The sequence below is a fragment of the Candidatus Baltobacteraceae bacterium genome (assembly GCA_036489885.1).
In the GTDB taxonomy this organism is placed as follows: Bacteria; Vulcanimicrobiota; Vulcanimicrobiia; order Vulcanimicrobiales; family Vulcanimicrobiaceae; genus JAFAMS01.
The window spans coordinates 299657-317055 of record DASXEW010000003.1 but is presented as its reverse complement, the minus strand read 5'-3'; the positions used below and the strand labels follow the sequence as shown (position 1 = coordinate 317055).

The following is a 17399-nucleotide window of genomic DNA, read 5'->3' as shown; positions in this document are numbered from 1 at the left end:
CTTAGGGTGCGTCTGCCGTAATGGAAAGATTTGCCGCCGTGTATGCGGGATCGCCGGGGAAGGTCGTCGCGTCGGCGGTGTCGTCGAGGAACAGCGAAACGCTGAAGGTGACCGTCTTGTTTTTCGATTTCGACGTAATCGTCGCGCACGTTACCGCGCTCGAGCTCAGCTGTACGGTTCCGCTCGACGAAAAAATTCCCGACGGGTCGGAGCTTGCGCTGCACAGTGCATAGAAAGCCGTTTGCGGGATTGTTGCGCCGGTTGAGCCGGTGATCTTCGGCGCAACGATCGTTATCAAGCCTTGATTCGCGCTCGTCGTGATTTCGAGTGAGAACGAACAGGCTTGCGAGCCGGGGAGCTGCGAGTGCGTGATGTCGACGACCGTGAAGTTGATGCTCCCCGAGCAGAGCTTCGTAAAGGTCGTGATCTTGCCGGCCGCCGCGTCGGCGTGTCCGAATGCTGCGATCGAGAGGAAGGCTACGGCAAAAAGTGAGACGAGCAGACGGCGCACGCTATCGCACCGTAAACTGCGTCGTCCCCGCCACGAGCGTGCTTCCGCCGTAATCGATCGTGAGCGCGAGCGAGTAATTGCCCGGCGTCAGTCCCGAAAACGTGCGCGTGTAAAGTCGAGGACTTCCGGCGAAGATCGCCGGGGTGCTGTCATCGCGCTGCTGAACGATCCGTCCGGCCTGCGCGACTTGTAAGTGAATTTGAGGACGAACGTAGGTTTCGCCGTCGTTCGACATCCGAGCGACGAGACGGACGTTACCGTTGCCCGCGTCTTCAACGCGCAACGTGGTGAGCTTAAGATGTTTGCGCGCGATGCCGACAGTTTCGTAAACGAGAATGTTGGCGCCGACGCCGAACGAGCCGGCCGGTCCCTCCGCGCTTGTCGCGCGGATGAAGTAGCCGCCCCAGTGATCGCCGATCGTGGACGGAAACGTTGACGGAAGATCGAGCGTCAACGTCATCTCTTGTGTCTGGCCGGGTGCGAGCGTGAATTCGTTGCCTGATAGATGAAGGTACGGATCGACCGATGAGACTGCGGACATCCCGGGCTTGCCGGTTTTTACCGTGCCGTCGACGTTCGAAATCCAATCGATTTGATTCGCGCTGACGCGTGCTGCTTGCGTTCCGGTGTTCTTGACGATCACGCGTGCGCTGGCTTGTTGACCGGGCGCAATTGCAAACTGCACGATCAGAGGTTGAACCGAGATCTGGAGGCCGGGCACGGTTTGTGCCCGGACCCCCAGTGGTGCAAGCGCGATCAATGCGACCGTGAGCGCGCTTGCAATGCTGCGAAGCATTTAGTTCGCGGTTGCCGTCGCCGTGAAGTTCGTCGCGGCATAGGTGTCTGCCGGAACGAGGCTCGCGTCGAGCAAGAGCGCGACAACGAGGCTGTAGTTGGCGACGATTTCGCCGCTCCACGATTGGCAGGCGGTTGCCGACGTCGAGAGTGCAGCGGTGGCCGCGAGAGTTCCGGGCGTTCCGGGGTTCGTCGGGCTGCCGGTCGTGCCGCCGGTGCAGGTCATCTCCCAGGCGGTGGCCGGGATGACGCCGCCACCGGTTCCGGTGATTGCTGCGGCCGTGATCGAGACGGACGTTCCGCCCGTATCGGTCTTCGAGCTGCGGAACGTGCCCGCGAGGGTCGCCGTGTTCGTGCAGGCGACGAAGCCGGTGATCGCCGAGCCGACGTTGCAGCTAACGTTGCTGCCGGCCGAATAGGTGACGCCGATGGTAGCTTGTACGCCGGCCGTGACGGCGACGGAGACGTTTGCGGTATTGGAGGCTGCGGCTGCCGGAGCGCAGAGCGTTCCGAAGGCCAGCGCGGCCGATGGAATGAGCGCGAGGCCGAGTCTAGCGAGCCCACCGCGATTGAGACGAAGCATGTCTCTCCTTTGTGTGAGGGGGCGGAGGCTCTCTCGAGCGTCCGGCCCGGGTGCTCGACAAGCGAGCGTCCAGTGCAGCCCTCACACTACGCGCGTCCATGCATTACGCCAAGTGATTTGCAAACAGTCTGGATGAAAGTTAACTCAGTTAACGTTGTGTAACGTTCGAAAAGTCATATGGCACAAGGAATTTTCGATAGTTACAAATTTACGCATCGCGACAAATATCGCTTTGTAAAGCGCATGCAAAACAAGTAGCACATAATATTTGTTGTTCTGCCGATACGCTTTTGCGACGCACGGCATGGGTACTAGAGCAAGAGGCGGAGGGTCGAGGACCGCGGTCATCGCATCCGAGGGCCTTAGCAGCGGGTTTGGGAGAGTGCTAATGCACGAAGACCGATTTTTTGAGCTGGCGCGCCGTTGGCGCTCGGGGCGATTCAACCCCAATACGGACGTCTTTTTCGACGGGGAGTCACAGCGGATCGTCGTCCAGGTCGAACTGGCCGGAGCCGATCCCGAGAGTCTGACCGTCTCGGCCGACGAGACCTCTCTCTATATAACGGGCCACCGGCTGGACCACTCCGCCGAGGCCTGCCGGACGCTCTCCATCCTTCAAAAGGAAATCGAGTACGGCGAGTTTGCCGCGCGCATCCCGCTGCCGAACCCGATCGACGTCAACGAAGCGACCGCCACTTATAACGACGGCATCCTAACGATCACGCTACCGATTGCGGTGCGTGAGCCGCGCGCGCTGCGCACCGAGCTGCGCGTGACGGTCAGAAAGATAACGATATGACCACGACCACTCTCCCTGCATCCGATACTCTCGGCATTCTGCCGCTGCAGGAAGCGGTGCTGTTTCCAAACACCGTCATTCCGCTGGCAGTCGTAAAGAAGCCGGGCATTGCGCTCGTTGAGGAAGCGCTACGCGAAGGCAAGCCCATCGGTTTGGTTGTTCTCAAGGACAAAGACACCGAAGATCCGGGTCCCGAGGACATCCGCCGCGTCGGCACGATCGGTACGATTCAAAAGATGCTCAAAGTTCCCGACGGAACGCTGCGCTGCATCGTTGCGGGCTCGAACGTTTTCCGCATCGACAAGATCGTGCAGAGCGAGCCGTACATGTCGGCGACCTTCATCGAGCTTCCCGATATCACCAAAGATTCGGAGCAGCTGGTCGCGATGCACCGCAATCTCGCGACGCTGTTCCAAAAACTGTTGAGCTATCTTCCGCAAGCGCCGCGTGAGATGGAGATGGAAGTCCAAAATATCACGGACTCCAATCTGCTCACGTACTTCGTCGCATCGACGATGCGCCTCGACACCGACGATCGCCAAGCGATTCTCGAAGAGCGCAACACCGAGAAGCGGTTGCGCAAGCTCACCGTGCTCCTCACCAAGGAGCTCGAAGTCGTCGAACTCGGACACAAAATTCAGTCCGAGATTCAAAAAGAGATGGAGAAGAACCAACGCGAGTTCTATCTCCGTCAGCAGCTGCGCGCCATTCAGGACGAGCTCGGCGAGACCGATCCACAGCAAGCCGACGTCAACGAACTCCGCAAGAAGATCGACGACGCGAAGCTTCCCGAAGATGCGAAGAAAGCCGCGGACCGCGAGCTCGACAGGCTCACCAAAGTTCCGCAGGCGTCACCTGAGTACAGCGTCATTCGCACGTACTTGGATTGGATCGTTCAGCTCCCGTGGAGTCAAACGACCGATGACAACATCGAAATCAAGAAAGCCCGCGAAATTCTCGACGAGGATCACTATGATCTCGAGAAAGTCAAAGACCGAATCATCGAGTACTTGGCCGTCGGTAAGCTGCGCAAGAAGCTAACCGGTCCGATCCTATGCTTTGTCGGTCCGCCGGGTGTGGGTAAGACCAGTCTCGGGCAATCGATCGCACGCGCGATGGGTCGCAAGTTCGTGCGGCTTTCGGTCGGCGGCGTTCGTGACGAGGCCGAGATTCGCGGACATCGACGGACGTACATCGGCGCGATGCCGGGTACGATCATCCGTTCGCTGCGCGATGCCGGAACCAAAAATCCGGTTATGATGATCGACGAGATCGACAAGGTCGGCAGTGACTTCCGCGGAGACCCGCAGTCGGCGTTGCTCGAAGTGCTCGATCCGGAGCAGAACATCAACTTCCGCGATCACTATCTCGATCTGCCCTTCGATCTCTCGTCGGTGCTCTTCATCTGCACGGCCAACGATCTCTCGACGATCTCGCCACCGTTGCGCGACCGCATGGAAGTGATTCCTCTGGCGGGATACACCGAGCAAGACAAGGTTCAAATTGCGCGCCGCTATCTCGTGGCAAAGCAACGCAAGGCAAACGGCCTCAAGCCCTCGCAAGCGCAGATCACCGATCCGGCGATTCGCTCGATCATCGGTGACTACACGCGAGAAGCCGGAGTCCGCAATCTCGAACGCGAGATCGGCACGATCTTCCGAAAGATTGCTCGCCGAGTCGCCGAGGAACCGAACTTCAAGCAACGCGTGAAGCCGGAGACGCTGGTCGACTACCTCCAGAAACCGCGCTTCTTCAACGAAACGAAGAAACGCGTCGCGTCGACAGGCGTCGCGACGGGACTGGCATGGACGCCGGTTGGCGGCGACATCATGTTCATCGAAACGACGACGATGCCGGGTACCGGCAAGCTAACCCTCACGGGTCAGCTCGGCGACGTGATGAAAGAAAGCGCTACCGCTGCGGTCAGCTTCCTGCGCTCACGCTCGAACGAGCTCGGATTGAGCGAAGACTACTTCGCGAAGCACGATCTGCACATTCACGTGCCGGCCGGCGCCGTCCCCAAAGACGGTCCTTCCGCAGGCATCGCGATTGCAACCTCGATCGTATCGCTGCTGACGAATCGCAAAGTGCAGAGCGACATCGCGATGACGGGCGAGATTACGCTGACGGGCCAAGTGCTTCCGGTCGGCGGCATCAAAGAGAAAGTGCTCGGTGCAAAGCGCGCGGGTATTCGCAAGGTACTTCTGCCGCGACGCAACGAGATCGATCTCGATGACGTGCCCAAAGAGGTTCGCGACACGATGGAGTTCGTGCTCATGGACGAGCTGAGCGAAGTCTTCTTGCAGGCGCTCGGCAACCGGGTCATCACGCCCGTGTACTTGGGCGCCGACCAGGTGCGCCGCGCCAGCAACGTCGTTGCACTACGGCCACGTTCCGTGGCAAAGCGCGTGCGCGTCAACGGTAAACGCGCGCGGCAAATCTCACGTAAGAGATAGCGCTGAAGCGGCGCGACTGGTTCCATCTCGGGCTGTTGTGGCTCGTCGGGATGGACTTGCGCTTCACCATGCTGGCAGTACCGCCGGTACTGACGCAGATCCACCACGATCTCTCGCTCGACGAGAAAGCCGTTGGGGCTCTGACTTCGGTACCGGTGCTGTTGCTCAGCGTTGCAGCCATCGGCGGATCGCTGTTGATCGCGCGCCTTGGTGCGCGCCGTGCAACGATCGTCGGTCTCGCGATCATCGCCGTAGCCGGCGCCTTGCGTGGCGTCGGCCCGAACGAAGCCATATTGTTCGCGATGACCTTCATCATGGGCGCTGGCGTCGCGATTTGTCAGCCTGCGGCGCCGACGCTCGTCGGCGAATGGTTTCCGGCGCGGATCGGACTAGCGACCGCGGTCTACGTCAACGGCATCCTGGTCGGCGAAGCGATTCCCGCCGATTTCGTTCCCCTGATACTTGCGCACATCGGCAACAGCTGGGAGTTAAATCTCGCGCTGTGGTCGATCCCGGTTATTCTAACGGCCGTCGTGTTCGGCGTGTGGGTTACGGACGTCGGCGCGCACGGCGAACCGCGTTCGGTCGCATGGTGGCCCGATTGGCATAAGTTTCTTACGTGGCGGCTCGGAATTTTACAAGCCGGAATATCGGTGCTCTATTTCGCACTCAACGCGTACATCCCGGACTACTTTCACGCGCTCGGCCGTCCGTGGCTCTCACCGATCGCGATCGGCGCGCTTAACACCGCGCAGGTCCCCGGCTCGATCGCAACGCTATTCTTCGCGCAGAAGCTTGCCGGAAAGCCGCGTTTCTTTTTCGTCATTCTCGTCTTCGCGTTGCCCGCGATTGCGATGTTGATCGCGGGCAACGATACGCTTGTCATCGTCGGCGTCTCGCTCTTGGGACTCTCGTCTGCAGTCGGACTTACGATGATCGTCGCGTTGCCGCCGATGCTCACGCACCACGGCGACGTGCACCGTCTCTCGGCCGGCATGTTCACGATCGCATACCTCGGCTCGTTTGTCTTGACGCTGCTCGGCGGCGTACTCTGGGATGCAACGCACATTCCTGCGACTGCGTTCGTCCCGGTCGCCATTGGAGCCATACTGGTTGCGTTCGCGGGCGGCACCTTGAAGATGGAACGTCGAGGTGCGGCGACTTAGAACGCCGCATCACGATCAACATGATCGTTGATACACACGTTCATTGTTCTCAAGCGTCGAGCGCAGATCGTCCTTGGGATAGCAGCTTCGACCAGAAGAAGCTCGCGGGTCGTTCATGGCCGGTAGAAGACATCTTGGCTGAGATGCATGATTGCGGTATAGACCGCATAACCCAGGTAACTCCCGGAATCATGGGGTGGGACAATCGCTACTCATCCGAGATTGCGACGGAGAATGACAGTGTGGTTGCGGCGTTCGCGCGTTTCGATATCACGATGCCGGATATCGCCGGACGATTACGAACGCTTATGACGATGCCGGGACTCAACGGAGTTCGGGTTACGCCGATGTCACCGGAGGAACGCGCGTGGTTTTCGGATGGAATCCTTGACGAATTCTTCACGGCCGCGGAGCAATATTCGCCCATCGTTGCAATCTATGCTCCGCACGCGCCGAATGAGGTGATCTCGTTAGCGCGGCGTCATCCGGACGTACGAATTCTTGTCGATCACATGCTGCTGTTTCACGGTGATTCCGAGCCGTTCCGCCAATGGCACGAAATTCTCGGCATGGCATCGGCGCCGAATCTTTTTATGAAAATGTCGAACTTTCCGGAAGTAGCACGCGATCCGTTTCCTTATGATTCGCTGCATGCTCGCATACGTGAGGCTTTTGAGACATTCGGGCCTGAGCGGCTCATGTGGGGATCGAATTTTCCGAACTGCCAGCGAGCGTGCACCTTGAAACAGGCAATCGATTATGTCGGTGCGTTGGATTTTCTTAGCGGCGACGATCGCAGAAAAATTCTCGGCGAAAGCGCGCTCGCCGCATTCGGCACAGTTAGCGGGGCCTCATGGACAAGCTAATCTACAAAATTCGAAATAAACAAGTTGCCATGGGCGTCTGCGCAGCATTGTCGAGTCCCGAGGCGGTCGAGGTCCTGGCTGCGAGCGGACTCGATTTCACGCTGATCGATCAAATGTACACATCGACCGACTGGATGACGACTGCGAATATGATTCGTGCGGCGCAGGCGAGGGGCATGAGCACCTTGATTCGGCCTGAGGCGAATCCTTGGGTAGGCGCGGGCGGCAACGCGGGACAGATCGCCTCCGAAACAATCCGGGCTCTTGGAGTCGGAGCAACGGGAGTATGCGCGTCGGTTCACAGCCCCGACGAGCTAAAAGCGATGCTGGAATCAGGTAAGGATTGGCACCGGCAGCATCACGTCGTGCCTTTTGCGGGAACGCCGCAAAACGGCGAAGTTACGACGTGGCCAGAACATGAAGCCGCCGTCCGCGAGCGCACCATGATCGTGCCGCTCTTCGAATCGCAGACCACGCTCGATCAATTCGAGCGCATGCTCGAGGTCGAAGGGCTCGAAGCCGCAATGTTTGCGGGCTCGGACGGAAGCCGCGTGCTTGGCTTAGGTTTAAACTACGAGCATCCGACGCTTTGGAATCGCATCGATGAGGTTGTGAAGATTTGCGAGCGGCGTGGGATCGTTCTCGGTTCGGGAACGGGACACGCGTTTCAAACGGCGGAGACGATCGGAAAGCGCATCAAACGGATGGTCGATCACGGACTGAAGATTATCTTGATCCAGACCGACGGCGCGATGCTGCAGTTCATGATGCAGAGTATCTTCGCAGTCGCGAAAGCGGAACTGGGTTCTGAGTTCAAGCCGATCGGCGATCGGGTTCGCGAAATGACGGGACGCTCGTAGTGATCGTCGATTGCCACGTTCATACGCGCGCCGAGTTTCCACCCGGATACGAACGCACCGAGCTTGAGGTCCTCGAAGGAAAGCCTTGGCCGATTGATGAGCTGCTCGCGGCTACGGACGCGGTCGGTATCGATCGTGTCCTCCAAGTCACACCCGGCATCATGGGTTACGACAACTCATACTCGTTCGAGGCCGCCGCACAACGTCCGGATCGCGTCATCGGCGTGCTGGGCTATTTCGACATAACAAAGCCGCGATTAGAAGAACGCCTTGTCGAGCTGATGTCGCAACCGTCGATGAACGGCATTCGGATTACAATGGAAGAGCCCGAAAAAGAAGAGTGGGTTACCGACGGTAAGCTCGATGCTTTTTTGAAGCTGGCTCCGAAGTACTCGCCTCTCGTCGGAATCTATCTACCGGATCCGAAGGCGCTCGCGGCCGTTGCAAGACGCCATCCGGACGTCTTGATTACGGCCGACCATTCGACATTCACCCTTTTCATGACGAACGAGCAGTGGGATCGTCATTGGCAGCACTTGCCGGAACTTGCGCGTCTCCCGAACGTGTGGCTCAAGACGACGCTCTTTCCTGAATCGGCGCCGCCAGGCGAGAAATTTCCGTTCCCGACCTCGCATGAGCGGTTTCGACGTCTCTACGAAGAGGTCGGCGGCGAGCGCATGATTTGGGGTTCGCACTTTCCCAATTGTCACCGTTCTTGCACGCTGCCTCAATCGATGGAGTTCTTTCGCAACTTGGACTTCATAGGCAAAGACGAACGGCCGGCAATCATGGGCGGCACGCTACTCGGGCTTTTGGAAAGGACTCGCCACAAGTGAAGGTTTCCCGCAAAGTTTTCGCCACGAGCGCCGTGAGCGCACTCTCGAGCATTGCCGTGATCCGTGCACCTGCCCGTGCAGCTCAGTTTCAAATGAAGATCGGACACAATCTTCCGGTCGATCATCCCGTCAACGTGCGCTCGGTCCAAATGTGGGATGCGGTTCGCAAAGAGACCGCTGGGCAGCTCGACGTACAGATCTTCCCCAACAATCAGCTCGGCGGCGACAGCGCGATGCTGTCGCAGGTGCGTTCCGGCGCACTGCAGTTCATGTTTGCGGGAAGTGGCCCGCTTTCGTCGCTCCACAACCTTTGCGCGATTGAAGAGACGCCGTTTGTATGGCGAACCAATGCAGACGCGTTGCGAGCCATGGACAACGATCTTGGCGACTATGTCCGTAAGGAGCTGCGAGCCAAAACGGGACTCGTATCGATGCGCCACGAGTGGCTTCTCGGATTTCGGCAGATTACGTCGTCAAATCACCCGATCCGAGTTGCAGAAGACTTGGTCGGTTTCAAGATTCGCGTATCGGCTTCGCGGATTATCCTCGACACGTTCAGAGCGCTCGGAGCTTCGCCCGTGCCGCTCAATTTCTCCGAGAGCTATACGGCGATGCAAACGCACGTTGTCGACGGCCAGGAAGGTCCGTATTCGACGATCGAGCTTGGGCGTTTATACGAAGTCCAGAAGTACCTGAGCGTGAGCAACCATATTTGGGGTTCGTACTTCCTCATTGCAAACGGAGACGCGTGGAAGTCATTGCCGGGCGACGTACAGGCAGTCATCGAGAAAAATGCCGAAAAGTATGCGTTGCTCCAGCGGCGAGACGAAGAAATTCTGGATGCATCCGTCTCCAACAAGCTCAAGCGCCAGGGGCTCGCCTTTAACGAATGCGACGTCGCCTCGTTTCGAACGAAGCTCGCGTCCCAGGATTTCTACGTCCACACGAAAGCCGAGTATGGCGACCCGGCGTGGAGCCTCATGGAGAAGTACTCGGGCAAGATCGGCTAGCCGAGCAAGCAGGCGAGCTGGGGCCACCCGCTTGACGCTTACCATTTGCGTGTGATAATCGTTATCACACGCTAATGAAACCTGAGCTCATCGAGAAAAGCCGGCACGAAGATTACGCCGCCTCCCGCCTGGCCGAATTCACGGAACGCTGCCGCGAGCGGGGTCTTGCGATCACGCCGCAGCGGCTTGCGATCATCCGGGCCTTGCTCTCCTCGGCACAACATCCGACGGCCGACGCCGTCTATGAGACCGTGCGACAGGAGCATCCGTACATCTCCCGCGCGACCGTTCACCGGACGCTCGAGGTGCTATGCGATGCCGGCGAGGCTCGCAAGGTAACGCTGCTCCACGACAGCGCGCGGTACGACGGAAATGTCGCGCCACACCACCACGTCGTGTGCGTGCGTTGCCACCGGATCGCAGACGTCAGCATTCCGGATGCCGACGAGCGGCTTTTGAATGCGTGCCAAAGCATCGGTGACTTTCAGGTATTGGGCGCTTCCGTCGAGATTCAGGCGGTGTGCGCCGATTGCAGCAAAGCTTCCAACCGGTAAGGAGAGTTCGTTACACATGAAAGACCTCAAGGGCACAAAGACTCACGGCAATCTCAAAGACGCATTCGCCGGCGAAAGCCAAGCGAATCGGCGTTATCTCTATTTCGCCAAGGTCGCCGACGTCGAAGGCCATCCCGATATCGCCGGACTCTTTCGCGACACGGCGGAAGGTGAGACCGGCCACGCACATGGTCACCTCGACTATCTGAAGATCGTCGGCGATCCCGCCACAGATCAGCGCATCGGCGACACGTCGCTGAATCTGAAGTCGGCCGTGCACGGCGAAACGCACGAATACACCAACATGTATCCCGGTATGGCCAAGACCGCGCGCGACGAGGGGTTCTCCGAGATCGCGGATTGGTTCGAAACGCTCGCTAAGGCTGAGAAGTCGCACGCCGGACGTTTCGAAAAAGCGCTGGCAACGATCGCGTAGCGCGAGCTAACCGCCATCAAATCTCAGCAGCCCACGGACGGGCTCAGTTATAACGCGACCGAAGCGAAGTACTGGGACCCGTCCGCGCTCGAGGTTGAAGTCGAGCGCGCGTTCGACATCTGCAACGGATGCCGTTTGTGCTTCAATCAGTGTCCCTCGTTTCCGGCGATGTTCGAATCGATGGACCGCGTCGACGGCGACGTGGCAAAAGTGGCGCCGGAGGAGCGCGAGAAGGTCGTCGATCTCTGCTACAACTGCAAGATGTGCGAGGTTCGCTGCCCGTACACGACACGCGACAAACACGAGTTTAAGCTTGACTTCGCGCGCTTGATGATGCGCGCCAAGACCGTGCGCGCAAAGCAACACGGCATCAAGCTGCGTGACAAAATGCTGGGCAATCCCGATTTGCTCGGGAAAGCCGGCTCGCTCACGCCGGCACTCGCGAACGCGTCATGCCATAATCGCGCGCAGCGGATCATGATGGAAAAATTTCTCGGGATTCACCGCGACAAGAAGCTGCCGGACTTTGCAAACGAGAGCTTCGAGAAGTGGCTGAGCCGCAATCCGCTTCCGGCAGCTCCACCGTCTCCCGCCGCCAAGGTGGTACTTTTTCCGACGTGCTTCGTGAACTACTACAATCCCGGACCGGGCAAAGCAGCCGTCGACGTGCTCGCCAAGAACTCGTGCACGATCACGTGTCCGAAGCAAAATTGCTGCGGCATGCCGGCGCTCGACGGCGGTGACGTCGAATTCGCGCGCAAACAGGCGCGTCAAAACATTGAAACGTTCATGCCGTACGTGCGGCAAGGCTACAAGATCGCAGCCATTAACCCCACGTGCTCGATGACGATGAAGATGGAATATCCGGACATCCTCACACCGGAAGAAACGCAAGAATTCTCTGCTGCCGTCGTGGACGTTCACGAGCTGTTGTGGTCGCTCAAGCTGGCCAATACGTTTTCACGTGATTTCCGCAGCTCGCCGAAGTCGGTCGCGTATCACGTGCCGTGCCATCTGAAGTATCAGCAGATCGGTTTTCGTTCGCGCGATCTCATGCGTCTGATACCGGAGACGGAGGTTACGACCGTCGATGCGTGCACGGCGCACGACGGCACGTGGGCGATGAAGCGTGAGTATTTCGAGCTTTCGATGAAATGGGGAAAGAAGGCGTTCGACGGATTGACCGACGCCGGCGCAAATATCATGGCGACGGATTGTCCGCTCTCGGCCGTCCAGATCGAGCAGGCAACCGGCGTGAAGCCGATTCATCCGATCGAGGTCCTGGCTCGCGCGTATAAAGACGATGGGTTCGACTAAGGCGGTGGTAGGATTTGAGCGGTCCCTCGACTACGGGCCCTTCGGGTCCCTACGCTCGGGATGACAAGGTCATAAAACCGATCACGATCGAGCAAATCATGCCGTTCGCGCAGTGGGAGCGTTTGCGTCCCGTGCTGCGGCCGCTGTTCATTCACGAGAAAGAACGCCGCCGGCTCCGCGTCGGTGAGCATTTAACGTTCTTGTTCGAAAACGCGCTGAGCGTTTGGTATCAGGTCGAAGAGATGCTGCGTGTCGAACGCATCACCGCGCAAGATGCGATCGAGCACGAGCTGGAGACATACAACGATCTCCTTCCGCGTGAAGATGAGCTTTCAGCGACGATGCTCATCGAATACGAAGATGCCGCCGAGCGCGACGCCGCTCTGAAAACACTCGTCGGGTTCGAGCGTCACGTTCACTTGATCGCCGGCGATCGCAAAATTTCTCCGATATTTGCTCAGGCGCAGATCGCAACCGACGCGGTCAGCGCGGTGCAGTTCGTGCGCTTTCCGCTACCGCGCGGACTCGGCGAAAAACTCGTCGAGCTCGCCACAGCTGGCAAGCTCGCAATCGAAGTCGATCATCCCTCCATGTCCGCGAAGGCGACGATCGGCGTGGATTTAGCAAAGAGTTTGCTCGAGGATATCAGATAATCTCTGTCCCTCGACTACGCGCCTTCGGCGCTACGCTCGGTATGACAAGGGGTCGCGCTCTTAACCGACGCTGATTCCGTCGCCCGTCAGGACCACGCCGATGATTTGAGCCGAGGGTCCGATTGCGCCGAGTAGTTTCTTCGCGTTCTCGCGCGGTACTGAGATCAACAGTCCCCCCGACGTCTGCGCGTCGGAGAGCACCATACGCACGGCCGGATCGATATGGTCGGCGAAGCGCGTGAACGCTGCGTGCGCCTTGGCGTTGTCCTTCGTTCCGCCCGGAATGCAGTCGCTCTTGATCAAGTCGAGGACGCGGTCGAAGATCGGAATCGAGACCGCATCGAGCGCGAACCCGACGTGCGAGGCTTGCATCATCTCGCCGGCATGGCCGAGCAGCCCGAAGCCGGTAATGTCGGTCGCCGCGTTGACCCCGACCTCGACCATCGCGCGCGCTGCGTCGGCATTGAGCGTCAGCATCGAATCGATCGCAGGTTGGAGTGCAGCGTCATCGATCAGATCGCGCTTGCGCGCGGTCGTCAGGATTCCGGTGCCGATGGGCTTCGTGAGAATCAACAAATCGCCGGGCCGCGAGCCGGCGTTGGTGACCATTTTCTTCGGGTCAACGGTGCCGGTTACGGCCCATCCGTACTTGGGCTCGGCATCCTTGACGGTGTGGCCTCCCAGCAATGAGACGCCGGCTTGCTTCGCGATCGCGGAGCCGCCTTCCAGAATGCGTCCAAGAATCTCAGCATCGACTTCCTCAACCGGAAACGCACATATGTTAAGAGCCGTTAACGGTGTCGCGCCCATCGCATAGATATCAGACAGCGAATTGACCGCGGCAATGCGTCCGTAGTCGAACGGGTCGTCGACGATCGGCGTGAAGAAGTCGACCGTTTGTACCAGCGCAAGGTCGTCGCGCAAACGGTAAACGCCAGCGTCATCCTTCGTCTCGATACCGACGAGGACGTTCTCATCTTGAGTAGCGGGTATGCGGCGCAGGACCTGCGCCAGGTCGGCGGCTCCGACTTTGCTAGCTCAACCCGAGGTTGAGGACAGCGAAGTCAGCCGAATCTGTGATGCCATTTGCAAGGGCCAAGTTGTGCCGGTGGTTCGCGGGATGCCTGCAGCCTTAAGAGGAAAGGAATTGCCATGGAGCGTCGTACCACGAGCGGCAAGCAGCTTTTGTTCCTACCGGGCCCGGTTACCGTAGCCGAGCCCGTACTGACGGCGATGACGCGTCCGCTCGTCGATCACCGTGGTCCGGAATTCAAACGGACGCTCGAGCGGATGAATTCGCGGTTGCGTCCGATCTTCGGAACGCGCCACGACATTCTGATGCTGGGCGCATCGGGGACGGGCGGCCTCGAGGCCGCAGTCGCAAATCTGTTCGGCCCCGGCGAAAAAGTTTTAGCCGCTCCGGTTGGCGTGTTCGGCAATCGCATCGCATCGATTGCAAAGATGTGGGGCGCCGACGTCGAGATCTTCGACACGAAGTGGGGACGCGGCGTCGATCACCGGTTGCTCGCGGAACGTTTGCGTGCCGACGAGAATTCCGAAATCAAAGGCATCCTGCTGACGCACAATGAGACGTCGACGGGCGTTGCCAACGACATGCACGCGCTCGCGACCGCGATCGGCAAGCATCCCGCACTCATCATCGTCGACAGCGTCAGCGGAATGGGTGCGACGCCGTTCATGATGGACGACTGGGGTTTCGACATCGTTGTCGCTGCGTCGCAAAAAGCGTTTGCCGCACCTCCCGGCCTTGCCATGGTCGCGGTTTCGGATCGTGCCTGGGAGAAGATGGAGAAGACACGCAGCTCGCGTTATTACTTCGACTTGCGCCGCGCACGAGAATTCGCAAAAATAGGACAGACGCCGTGGACGCCGCCGATTTCGATTGTATACGCGCTCGAACGTGCACTCGATCTCTACGAACGTGAAGGCGATAAGAAAGTGCATCAGCGGCTCTCGCTGAACGCGCACGCGATACATACCTTTTGCACCGCGATCGGCTTGCGTCCGTTCTCGCATTCGCCGCATCACTCGAATACGGTCGTTGCCATCCATTCCCCGGAGCGCGTCGATGCGTCGGCCGTGCTTCAGACGTGCCGCGATCAAGGGTACGTGCTCTCCGGCGGTCAGCAGCAGCTCAAGGGCAAGATTTTCCGGATCGGCACGATGGGCGACATCACGCGCGACAACGTGCTCTCGATGCTGGGCGCATTCGAGGACGCAGTCGATCGGCAAGGATTCCCAGTCGACCTCGGCGCCGGCGTCGGAGCCGCGCGCGAGGCCTTCAAACACGGCCTAAACTCGGTTGCTCTTTAGAAAACCCTGAACGAACGGCCGCGCGAACCACGGCAGCGATTCGACGATCGTCGCGTCGACCTGTGCGTTGGGCTGCGTCGCCATCGCGACGAGCTGTGAGTGGCGCAGATCGCTGCGTACGTCAGGCGGCAGCGGAAATAGCAACGCAACATAGATGACGGCCCATACCAAAATGGCGGCTTTCAAGATTCCGATCGGAATCCCGAGCAGATTATTTGCGAGACCGAGCACCGGAAGTTTCGCAAACACCGAGAGCACATTGGACAGCACGAGCAAGACGATGTAGATCGTGATCGCGAACGCGATCGCAGCGATGACGTGCGCGGAGCCTTGCGTCGTCCTCGTGACGTGCTGCACCAGATCGTCGAACCCGCCGTTGTAGTGCAGTCCGGCCCAGAACGCAAGAATGATTGCGATGAAACCGCCGATCTCAGAAACGAGTCCGCGCTTGAACCCTTTGAGGGCTCCGATGAGGAGAACGGCGAGGATCAGGATATCAGGCCACGTCATCGACGCATAAGCTTCTCCTTCCCCAAGCGCCGATGCTCTCGAAACTACGTAAAACCTGCGACCGGTAGTTTCGGTCCACGTTGAAGCCAATTCAGCGCGGAGTATTCAGCATTGGCCTCGACGGCGTGCAGCGTGTAGGCGTGCCGCGACGATGCGGAACGGTTTCGAGGGGTACCGCGGATTCTTCCGTTGGCCACGGCGTTTGATCGAGCTTGGGAACGCGCGTATTGCCATTCTCGACGACGAAACGCGCCCAGAGACAACCGTTCTGGCGGTCGGCGCTCTCGAGCGCGAACCAGAACGTCGTCACCGAAATTGGATCCGTCCAGAAGTACGTCGCGTCTTGATGCCAGCGAACTTCGCCGCCGCCGGCGCTGCGGGCGACGCCGGCAAGCGCGCTGCCGTGCGAGAAGTCTTCGAACACCGGATCGAGATCGTGCATCGCGTGCCCGATCTTGTTGATCGAGAGGGCTTTGGGTTGCCGCAGCCGGCCCGCTTCATCGAACGCATCGACGATCGCCTCGGCGTGTGTCCGAAGATTGTGAACCTCTTTTGAGGACTTAAAACCCGGGATGACAAGATACCCTTGCTCTTCGAGAGCGTTCATGTTACTGCAACTTTCCACTTACCCATCGCGCCGGCCACGAGCACGAGCATGCCGGCGAAGATCGGGAGAAAAGCAGCAAGCGGTGCGTGCGTCGTATCCCACAGTACGCCGCTCAAGAAGTTTCCGATGAACGTGGCTCCATAGCTGATCGTCAGCACGCCGGCCGTGAGATGATGCACGTCGTCTTGTTTGGCAGCCATCGGCAGAATCGCGAGCACCATCACCATTGTAAAAGAAGTCGCGGCGCCGACCAAGCCGATTCCTACGATTCCGGACCAGTTCGGGACGAAGATGAATAATCCGAGCCCGGCGATCGCGATCGCACCGGTATAGAAGAAGACGTCACGCCGTCCGGCCAGACGCTGCGCGAAGAAAAGCGTCGCAAAGGATGCGGGTAGCTGTCCGAGGTTGATGACGGCCAAGCTCGGCGCGATCATTTCGTGGCGGCCGATTGCGTGCAGATAATCGGGGATGAACGCATTTGCCGCCCAGTACGCGATTGACGCGCCGGCCTGGATGATCCCCAGGCGCCATAGCAAACCGTCGCGCCAATTCGGCCACCACTGGGCGGAGGCCGTGCGCGCCGCAAGCCGTTCGCGCGAGAACAGTGCGAGCAGCGCGACCGAGAGCGCAACGGGCAGGGACCAGAAGACAAAACTCCATTCCCAGCTCGAGTGCAAGAGCGGGAGAACATACGGAATCGTGAACGCGGCGCTCAATGTTTCGCCGACCAGCAAACCGTTGACATAGATCGCCGTTGCGAAACCGATCGAGCTTGGAAACCATTCTCCGACGATGGTCGGCGATGCCGGCTGACAGATGGCCACGCCGATTCCCATGAGAACCGTCATCACGAACAACATGCCAATCGACGGACCGGCGCCGCGCGCTGCACCGCAGACTGCGATGAGTAGCAACCCCACGATCCACGCGCGTCGCGCGCCGATGCGCGCGATCAGCGCCGAACCGGCGATTGCCGCGACGCTCATGATGAGAATCGGCAATCCCGTGAGCGCACCGACGGCCGCTTCGCTGAGCGTGAGGTCTTGATGAATAGCCGGCAAGACCGGCGGGACGGCCAAAATCGTCAGACGTAAATCGACGCC

At 59.3% G+C, this 17399-nt stretch carries 19 protein-coding genes; 12 read left to right on the top strand and 7 right to left on the bottom strand.

All coding sequences use genetic code 11. The features are described from left to right. Position 1: 1 nt before the first annotated feature. From VGG22_07500 to VGG22_07490, 3 genes are read right to left on the bottom strand one after another with little or no spacing between them, the layout of a single operon-like run. Complete coding sequence (locus VGG22_07500; GenBank protein ID HEY1728199.1) at positions 2-511, bottom strand: hypothetical protein; 510 nt, start codon at positions 509-511, stop codon at positions 2-4. 1 nt (position 512) lies between these two features. Further along, positions 513-1307 (bottom strand): hypothetical protein, encoded by a 795-nt coding sequence (locus tag VGG22_07495; protein HEY1728198.1) that lies wholly within the window; start codon positions 1305-1307, stop codon positions 513-515. Further along, positions 1308-1889, bottom strand: a complete 582-nt coding sequence (locus tag VGG22_07490) for a hypothetical protein (protein HEY1728197.1) — start codon at positions 1887-1889, stop codon at positions 1308-1310. Between the two features lie 388 nt (positions 1890-2277). Here VGG22_07490 and VGG22_07485 point away from each other — a divergent pair, with 388 nt between their 5' ends. The 11 genes from VGG22_07485 (at position 2278) to VGG22_07435 (ending at position 12842) form a co-directional block, all read left to right on the top strand. After that, positions 2278-2688, top strand: coding sequence for an Hsp20/alpha crystallin family protein (locus VGG22_07485; GenBank protein ID HEY1728196.1), 411 nt, complete (start codon positions 2278-2280; stop codon positions 2686-2688). Beyond that, on the top strand, positions 2685-5144 hold the full coding sequence (lon, locus tag VGG22_07480) for an endopeptidase La (protein ID HEY1728195.1): 2460 nt from the start codon (positions 2685-2687) through the stop codon (positions 5142-5144). Before VGG22_07485 ends, lon begins: the two co-directional genes overlap by 4 nt. Positions 5145-5194: 50 nt before the next feature. After that, on the top strand, positions 5195-6310 hold the full coding sequence (locus tag VGG22_07475) for an MFS transporter (GenBank protein HEY1728194.1): 1116 nt from the start codon (positions 5195-5197) through the stop codon (positions 6308-6310). A 20-nt stretch (positions 6311-6330) separates the two neighbouring features. Further along, entirely contained in the window at positions 6331-7176 is an 846-nt protein-coding gene (locus VGG22_07470; protein HEY1728193.1) for an amidohydrolase family protein, read from the top strand. A 29-nt stretch (positions 7177-7205) separates the two neighbouring features. Next, entirely contained in the window at positions 7206-8036 is an 831-nt protein-coding gene (locus VGG22_07465; GenBank protein ID HEY1728192.1) for a hypothetical protein, read from the top strand. Next, positions 8036-8872 carry an amidohydrolase family protein gene (locus tag VGG22_07460; protein HEY1728191.1) on the top strand — a complete coding sequence of 279 codons (837 nt, stop codon included), beginning with the start codon at positions 8036-8038 and terminating at the stop codon, positions 8870-8872. Before VGG22_07465 ends, VGG22_07460 begins: the two co-directional genes overlap by 1 nt. Further along, positions 8869-9882, top strand: a complete 1014-nt coding sequence (locus tag VGG22_07455; GenBank protein HEY1728190.1) for a TRAP transporter substrate-binding protein — start codon at positions 8869-8871, stop codon at positions 9880-9882. The genes VGG22_07460 and VGG22_07455 overlap by 4 nt, the downstream gene beginning before the upstream one ends. Positions 9883-9956: 74 nt before the next feature. Continuing rightward, the gene (locus VGG22_07450) at positions 9957-10436 is read left to right on the top strand and encodes a transcriptional repressor (GenBank protein HEY1728189.1); all 480 of its coding nucleotides are present in this window, start codon (positions 9957-9959) and stop codon (positions 10434-10436) included. A 16-nt stretch (positions 10437-10452) separates the two neighbouring features. After that, on the top strand, positions 10453-10872 hold the full coding sequence (locus VGG22_07445; protein HEY1728188.1) for a rubrerythrin family protein: 420 nt from the start codon (positions 10453-10455) through the stop codon (positions 10870-10872). Positions 10873-10887: 15 nt separating this feature from the next. Further along, positions 10888-12189 (top strand): anaerobic glycerol-3-phosphate dehydrogenase subunit C, encoded by a 1302-nt coding sequence (locus tag VGG22_07440; protein ID HEY1728187.1) that lies wholly within the window; start codon positions 10888-10890, stop codon positions 12187-12189. A gap of 14 nt (positions 12190-12203) precedes the next feature. After that, positions 12204-12842 (top strand): DUF3501 family protein, encoded by a 639-nt coding sequence (locus VGG22_07435; GenBank protein ID HEY1728186.1) that lies wholly within the window; start codon positions 12204-12206, stop codon positions 12840-12842. A gap of 60 nt (positions 12843-12902) precedes the next feature. Here the strand turns inward: VGG22_07435 and selD are convergent, their stop codons facing one another. Continuing rightward, positions 12903-13928, bottom strand: a complete 1026-nt coding sequence (gene selD, locus VGG22_07430; GenBank protein HEY1728185.1) for a selenide, water dikinase SelD — start codon at positions 13926-13928, stop codon at positions 12903-12905. A 66-nt stretch (positions 13929-13994) separates the two neighbouring features. Between selD and VGG22_07425 the strand changes: the two genes are divergently transcribed. Next, entirely contained in the window at positions 13995-15176 is a 1182-nt protein-coding gene (locus VGG22_07425) for an alanine--glyoxylate aminotransferase family protein (protein HEY1728184.1), read from the top strand. Here the strand turns inward: VGG22_07425 and VGG22_07420 are convergent. The 3 genes from VGG22_07420 to VGG22_07410 all read right to left on the bottom strand — a co-directional run bounded on the left by VGG22_07420 (position 15156) and on the right by VGG22_07410 (position 17375). Beyond that, a complete protein-coding gene (locus VGG22_07420) occupies positions 15156-15686 on the bottom strand; it encodes a CvpA family protein (GenBank protein ID HEY1728183.1) in 531 nt (176 codons plus the stop codon). The two genes, VGG22_07425 and VGG22_07420, sit on opposite strands and share 21 nt — an antisense overlap. Positions 15687-15777: 91 nt before the next feature. Beyond that, positions 15778-16293 (bottom strand): phytanoyl-CoA dioxygenase family protein, encoded by a 516-nt coding sequence (locus VGG22_07415; GenBank protein HEY1728182.1) that lies wholly within the window; start codon positions 16291-16293, stop codon positions 15778-15780. Continuing rightward, a complete protein-coding gene (locus tag VGG22_07410) occupies positions 16290-17375 on the bottom strand; it encodes an MFS transporter (GenBank protein HEY1728181.1) in 1086 nt (361 codons plus the stop codon). The genes VGG22_07415 and VGG22_07410 overlap by 4 nt, the downstream gene beginning before the upstream one ends. Positions 17376-17399: the final 24 nt, after the last annotated feature.